This is a genomic window from Butyrivibrio sp. WCD2001, assembly GCF_000424485.1.
In the GTDB taxonomy this organism is placed as follows: Bacteria; Bacillota; Clostridia; order Lachnospirales; family Lachnospiraceae; genus Butyrivibrio.
In genome coordinates this window covers 21,874-28,195 of record NZ_AUJZ01000027.1, presented here as the reverse complement: position 1 = coordinate 28,195, position 6,322 = coordinate 21,874, and the positions used below count along the sequence as shown (strand labels likewise).

Below are 6,322 nucleotides of genomic sequence, written 5' to 3'. Positions count from 1 at the left end.
GACATAGCCTGAGCACGTTTCTGTGAATACATGGCACCGCATGTAGGGCAGAATCTTGAATGACAACGAAAGGGAATAAATTTGAGAGTACCACAATCAGGGCAGCCGTACATGGCGCCGCCATAAGCAGGATCCCCGCAATTGATCATCTTATCGATGTTTTCTATTTCGGTCTTGCGGGGATGAAGAGTATATTGAATTTCTTCATAATGATCGCGGAACAGATCTTGTAGAGTATTTCGTTTCATAAAATCATTATGAATGAGTTGAGGCAAAAAACAACCCCACCCCTCATGATTGAGGGGCAGGGGAGTTGAGGTGCCGTAGGCACTTTTTTATTTTTAAAATATATTGACACGGTGTCAGAAAATGATTATAATTCATATTGACACAAAGTCAGAATAAAAAATCAGGAGACAGATATATGCCAAAAGGATCACCGGAAAGAACCGCAGCAAGAAAAGAAGAAATCATAAGTGCCTGCGAGAAGCTGTATCAGACCATGAGCTTTAAAGATATCACCCTTAAAGAGATCGGGAATGAAACATCCTTCTCAAGACCGACAATATATAACTACTACCAGACAAAAGAGGAAATATTTTTGGCCCTTTTTGAGAGGGAGTACATTCGCTGGAATGAAGAATTACAATCTATTCTTCAGGAAAATGAGAAGCTTTCCAAGGAGCAGCTTGCAAACAAGCTTGCATCATCCATAGCAAACAGGCAGCAACTGCTAAAACTTCTCTCCATGAATAACTATGATATGGAGGAAAACAGCAGACCTGAACTTCTTACATCTTTTAAGGTAGCTTATGGCGAGTCTATGAAAAATGTATGCAGGATAATCACAAAGTTCTGTCCGGAGAAATCGGTGCAGGAGATTCAGGATTTTATATATGTATTCTTCCCTTTTATGTTTGGTATTTATCCTTATACCGCAGTAACGGATAAACAGAGGGAAGCCATGAAACAGGCAAATGTGGACTATGTATATCAGTCCATTTTTGAGATAACAAATAACTGCCTGCTGAAGCTTTTATAAAGCGAGGCAGACTAATAAAAACACTAATTTCAAGGAGGAAAACTAAAATGGCAAGTTTACCTAAGATCGCTCTTGGTGCATGGGCATGGGGCAACGACGGAACATTTGGAAACAATCTTACAGCAGAGAGCCTTAAGCCTATTTTTGACACGGCAATTGAAAATTGACTTAACCTTTGGGATACAGCCTATGCTTATGGCATCCTATGCCGGAAGGCTCTGCAAGGGCAGAGATCTATAATCCTGTACTTGATAAGCTGGAGATCCTTAATGAAGAGCTTAAGAAACTTGCAGACAAATATGGTGTAGGAATAGCTCAGATCCCGGTTGCATGGGCAATAGCAAAGGGAACCCTTCCTATTATCGGTGTGACAAAAGAAAACCAGGTGCTTGATGCAGTGAAGGCTGCAAATATCACCCTTACAGATGAGGAAGTATCCTCACTTGAAAATGTAGCTGATAGTCTGGAACTTAATGTGATCCGCTTTTGGGAAAAGGAGATGAAATAATATGGCAAAGAAAAATATTGGAGCAACACTTGCGTTATATCCATGTCCTGTGATCGTGGTTGGAGCAATGGTAAATGATAAACCCACATGGACTCTTGTTGCACATGCAGGAACTGTGGCACACAGTCATCTGATGGTATCCCTGGTACAGGCACACTATATCAATAAGGGAATCCGTGAGAATAAAAAGCTTTCCGTAAATGTGGTAGATGAATCATGGCTTTCAAAAGCGGATAAGATGGGAACAATCAGCGGAAATAAAGAAGATAAGTCTGAGGCTTTTGCATGGACAATGGGCGAAAACGGAGCACCTCTTATTGATGAAGCCAAGGTTTCCATTGAATGTGAAGTTGATGGGAACTATGAACTTGAAAACTTCGACCACTTTATCTGCAAGATCCTTGCCACCTATGCTGATGAAGCAGTTTTAAACGAGCAGGGCAAGATCAACTATCATACCTTTAAGCCGGTATTGTTTGAATTCCCGACCTATGAGTATTTCGTTACCGGAGAAAAGGCCGGAAACTGTGGAAAGATGAACTGATTTTTCAAGTCTCTGACCTTTTATGGTCAGAGGCTTGTTTTATATAAGAAGAAAGGACAAAAAATGACAGGAAAAACTTTAGTGGCTGTTTTTTCAGCAAGCGGTGTAGGAAGAAGCGACGAAGAACTTCATAAGAATGTAAAGGGTGATGTGAAGTGGGAAAAAGGCACACAGATCAATCGCTCGGATGAAGCTGTGATTAAAAAGTGGCTTGATGAAGTACTTTAAACGGAAAGGAGTCAGATAATGAAATATACAAAGCTTGGAAATTCAGATTTAAATGTATCCCGTATATGCATGGGCTGCATGGGGTTTGGCGATGCAACGAGAGGGCAGCATAGCTGGACGATTGACGAAGAGCATTCTAGGGAAATCATAAAAAGAGGGCTTGATCTTGGAGTTAATTTCTATGATACGGCGATAGCATATCAGAGCGGAACCAGTGAGCAGTACGTAGGACGTGCACTTAGAGATTTTGCAAAGCGCGAGGATGTGGTTGTTGCGACTAAATTTCTTCCAAGGACGCCGGAAGAGATTGAAAAAGGAGTTAGTGGTCAGCAGCATATTGAAAACATGATAAATACGAGCCTTCAAAATCTTGGGATGGACTATGTGGATCTGTATATCTATCACATGTGGGACTGGAATACGGATATTTACGATATCATGGATGGACTGAACCGTATCGTGAAAGCAGGCAAGGCAAGATATATTGGCATTTCAAACTGCTTCGCATGGCAGATTGCAAAGGCTAATGCTCTGGCGGAAAAAGAGGACTTTGCAAAGTTTGTTTCGATCCAGGGGCATTATAATCTGATCTTCCGTGAAGAAGAGCGTGAGATGGTGCCTTATTGTGAAGAAGAGAATATCGCACTGACTCCTTATAGCGCATTGGCAAGCGGAAGGCTTTCCAGAAAGGCGGGCGAAGGGGATACCAAAAGAGCTGTTGAGGATGTATATGCGAAGTTTAAGTATGATGCTACAGCGGATCAGGATGCTGTGATAATAAACCGTGTGGCAGAACTTGCCGAGAAACATGGTGTGACCATGACAGAGGTATCCCTTGCATGGCTCCTTACCAGGGTGACGTCTCCTGTGGTAGGTGCGACCAAGCTGCATCATATAGAAGGGGCAGCAAAGGCTGTGGACATTGAACTTACGGATGATGAACTGAAGTATCTCGAAGAGCCATATGTGCCACATCCGCTTGCAGGTGTTATGGCACAGAATAAGAGAAGTGATGCTTCAAAGAAACATGTATGGTCTACCGGAGACCAGAAAATTGGAAAGTGAGGTAAAACGCAATGAGCGAGAAAATTGTACAGACAGCAGGAAGAGATCAGCTTGGTGAGTTTGCTCCGATGTTTGCACACTTAAATGATGATGTACTCTTTGGTGAAGTGTGGAATGAGGAAGCGATTGATGTTAAGACCAAATGCATTATTACAGTGGTTTCACTTATGGCATCAGGCATCACAGACTCATCGCTTTCATATCACCTTCAGAATGCGAAGGATCACGGAGTCACAAAGGAAGAGATTGCAGCCATCATAACCCATGCCACCATGTATGTAGGATGGCCAAAGGGATGGGCGGTATTTCGTCTTGCAAAGGAAGTATGGCAAACTGAAATAGAAAGGTGACGCAAAATGAAGAAAAAGATGGCAGTACTTGCAGCTGTTTTGTTAGCTATTGGTCTTACGGCATGTGGGAATAGCGAGGGTCAGGCGGCGAGTGATACAGCTCAGACTATACAGGCTGAGAGTTCACAGGAAACAGAAACTGCGAATAATACTGAAGAGGAAGCACAGCAGGTCGTGACAAGTGAAGCTGCTTCAAACACAAATGATGAAAGTGCGGATGATACTTCTTCGGAAGAGACTGGTAGCTCCAAGGAAAACAGTGGTGTTCTTGTAGTATATTTCTCAGCAACCGGAACCACAAAGGGTATTGCGGAAAAGATTGCAGGAATCACAGATGCAGATACCTATGAGATAAAGGCTGCACAGGAATATACAGATGCAGATCTAAACTGGAACGATTCAAACAGCCGCTCAACTAAGGAACAGAATGATTCAGCGGCAAGACCTGAGATTGGAAGTGATGCAGTATCGCTGGATGGATATACAACAATCTATATTGGATACCCTATCTGGTGGGGAGAAGAGCCGCGCATCATGGATACATTTGTGGAGAGCTACAGCTTTGATGGCATTACAATGATACCTTTCTGCACCTCAAGCAGCAGTGGAATAGGAAGAAGTGGTCAGAATCTTGCAGATAATGCAGGAAGTGGTACATGGATTGATGGAAAGCGTTTTGGCGCAGGAGCATCTGAGGATGAGATCAGATCCTGGATAGATGGCATGCAGTAAAGAAAGAGTGAGGAAGTGAGGACGGGAACATGCAGAGAAAACAAAATATCATGTTAAAAAGAATAGTGGATGTCTGTATGACCGTCCTCTTATTATGTCTGATGGCTTATCAGGTTACAGGCGAAGCATTGCATGAGTGGATCGGAATTGGCATGACTGCACTCGTCATTATCCATCAGCTCCTTAACAGGAAGTGGTATGGTGCGTTATTCAAAGGTAAATACAATCCATACAGAATAATAACGACAGTAGTGAACATAGCCCTTCTTTTATCCTTTGCCTTGACTGCTTTCTGTGGTATGTCCATGAGTGGTCATGCAGTACCTTTTCTGTATGGAATGACGAAGGTTTCCTTTGCCAGAAGGATGCATCTGTCCATGTCACACTGGGCATTTGTACTTATGGGACTGCATCTTGGAATGCATATTCCGGTAATGTTTGCAAGGCTACACCTTACAGACAAACTGAAGACGGTGATATCTGCAGCATTATGTGTTGTGGCTGGCATTGGATTGTTTTTATTCATTAGGAACGGAATGCCGGATTATCTTTTTTTCCGTGTTCCCTTTGCTTTCCTTGATTATGAGAAGGCAGGAATATTGGTATTTGTTGAAAATGTCCTAATGCTTTTATTCTGGGGATTTATTGGAACCGAAGCTGCGGTCTTATGTAGAAACTCTCAGATGAAAACAGAAGATAAAAAGAATCCGCTATTGCCTGTGGTATTCATTATGGGGGCAATAATCATAGGACTTGTGATCAATATGATATCTGGCAGCACATCCGGGCAGAATTTTGACGAAGATGGATGGAACAGAGCCTTACGGCGATAGCAAAGCTTGAGCCTGATGCAGACATGGGCGAAGGATTATCGGTACACTATTCAGGTGGCTCTACTCTCTCGGATGATATTCAGAAGTGGTTGGAAGTTAATGGTATCAACAAATAAGAAGGTAGGGTGATTTTTATGAAGATAACTATACTTATGGGAAGCCCAAACAGAAAAGGATCAACAAGTATTCTTGTGGATGAATTTAATAGAGGAGCAGAGGAGGCAGGTCATACATGTGAAGTCATAGATGTGTGCCATGCCAATATACATCCCTGCATTGGATGTGTAGCCTGCGGTTATGAAGGACCCTGTGTACAGAAAGATGATGTTGAAGATATTAAGGAAAAGCTTCTGTCATCAGATATGGTAGTGTTTGCAACTCCTCTATATTACTATGGCATGAGTGCGCAGTTAAAAACTGTAGTGGACAGGTTCTGTGCTTATAACAGCAGCTTAAACAGCAGGCATTTAAAATCAGCACTTCTTACAGTGGCATGGAATGCGGATGACTGGACTTTTGAAGCCCTGGTATCGCACTATAAAACTCTTGTCCGCTATATCAATTTCGAGGATAAAGGGATGATTCTGGGATATGGATGTGGCACTCCATCTATGACAAAAAGAAGCAGATATCCGGAGGATGCATACAGGCTGGGAAGGAACTTGTGAACAATGAAAAATGTATTGATATTATCTGCAAGTCCAAGAAAAGAGGGTAATTCGGATATCCTTTGCCGGCAGTTTGAAAAAGGTGCCAAAGAGGCGGGACATAAAACAGAGATGATAGCGACTCATATAGCGCTAGATTCCTTTTTTCTATATAATTGAAAGAGTGATTATTTGGGAAAAAGAGGCATATATGGAGACTTCCAGAAAGACAATAAATGTAGTAGCTGCGCTGATTAGAGATGGTAAAAGAGTCTTTGCCACAGCCAGAGGATATGGGAATTATAAAGGCTGGTGGGAATTTCTTGGATATGAGATCAAGAAAAGGATGGCATAAGCTTAACAAGAAGTATTG

The 6,322-nt window shown here is 42.2% G+C and carries 12 protein-coding genes and 1 pseudogene; 12 read left to right on the top strand and 1 reads right to left on the bottom strand.

The annotated features are described in order from the left end of the window. Positions 1-248: transposase zinc-binding domain-containing protein (locus G630_RS24395; protein WP_196805784.1), on the bottom strand; the 248-nt coding region annotated here is incomplete at its 3' end. A gap of 176 nt (positions 249-424) precedes the next feature. On the opposite strand from G630_RS24395, the gene G630_RS0116215 reads away from it, so the two are divergent. The 12 genes and pseudogenes from G630_RS0116215 (at position 425) to G630_RS24850 (ending at position 6,304) form a co-directional block, all read left to right on the top strand. Next, entirely contained in the window at positions 425-1,042 is a 618-nt protein-coding gene (locus tag G630_RS0116215; RefSeq protein ID WP_022762071.1) for a TetR family transcriptional regulator, read from the top strand. A 205-nt stretch (positions 1,043-1,247) separates the two neighbouring features. Next, positions 1,248-1,550 carry an aldo/keto reductase gene (locus G630_RS0116205; protein WP_022762073.1) on the top strand — a complete coding sequence of 101 codons (303 nt, stop codon included), beginning with the start codon at positions 1,248-1,250 and terminating at the stop codon, positions 1,548-1,550. Position 1,551: 1 nt separating this feature from the next. Next, a complete protein-coding gene (locus G630_RS0116200) occupies positions 1,552-2,094 on the top strand; it encodes a flavin reductase family protein (RefSeq protein ID WP_022762074.1) in 543 nt (180 codons plus the stop codon). Between the two features lie 63 nt (positions 2,095-2,157). Further along, complete coding sequence (locus tag G630_RS24865) at positions 2,158-2,322, top strand: hypothetical protein (protein ID WP_022762075.1); 165 nt, start codon at positions 2,158-2,160, stop codon at positions 2,320-2,322. A gap of 18 nt (positions 2,323-2,340) precedes the next feature. Further along, positions 2,341-3,387, top strand: coding sequence for an aldo/keto reductase (locus G630_RS0116190; protein ID WP_022762076.1), 1,047 nt, complete (start codon positions 2,341-2,343; stop codon positions 3,385-3,387). Positions 3,388-3,398: 11 nt separating this feature from the next. Then, positions 3,399-3,719, top strand: a pseudogene (locus G630_RS0116185) (carboxymuconolactone decarboxylase family protein); the annotation flags it as partial. Positions 3,720-3,743: 24 nt separating this feature from the next. Next, positions 3,744-4,469 carry a flavodoxin gene (locus G630_RS0116180; RefSeq protein WP_026499184.1) on the top strand — a complete coding sequence of 242 codons (726 nt, stop codon included), beginning with the start codon at positions 3,744-3,746 and terminating at the stop codon, positions 4,467-4,469. A 50-nt stretch (positions 4,470-4,519) separates the two neighbouring features. Next, complete coding sequence (locus tag G630_RS22360; protein WP_196805811.1) at positions 4,520-5,302, top strand: DUF4405 domain-containing protein; 783 nt, start codon at positions 4,520-4,522, stop codon at positions 5,300-5,302. Beyond that, a complete protein-coding gene (locus tag G630_RS24860) occupies positions 5,278-5,418 on the top strand; it encodes a hypothetical protein (protein WP_155829258.1) in 141 nt (46 codons plus the stop codon). The genes G630_RS22360 and G630_RS24860 overlap by 25 nt, the downstream gene beginning before the upstream one ends. Positions 5,419-5,436: 18 nt before the next feature. Continuing rightward, positions 5,437-5,970, top strand: a complete 534-nt coding sequence (locus G630_RS0116165) for a flavodoxin family protein (protein WP_022762080.1) — start codon at positions 5,437-5,439, stop codon at positions 5,968-5,970. Positions 5,971-5,973: 3 nt separating this feature from the next. Further along, entirely contained in the window at positions 5,974-6,129 is a 156-nt protein-coding gene (locus G630_RS25880; RefSeq protein WP_022762081.1) for an NAD(P)H-dependent oxidoreductase, read from the top strand. 31 nt (positions 6,130-6,160) lie between these two features. Continuing rightward, on the top strand, positions 6,161-6,304 hold the full coding sequence (locus G630_RS24850) for a hypothetical protein (protein ID WP_022762082.1): 144 nt from the start codon (positions 6,161-6,163) through the stop codon (positions 6,302-6,304). Positions 6,305-6,322 lie beyond the last annotated feature (18 nt).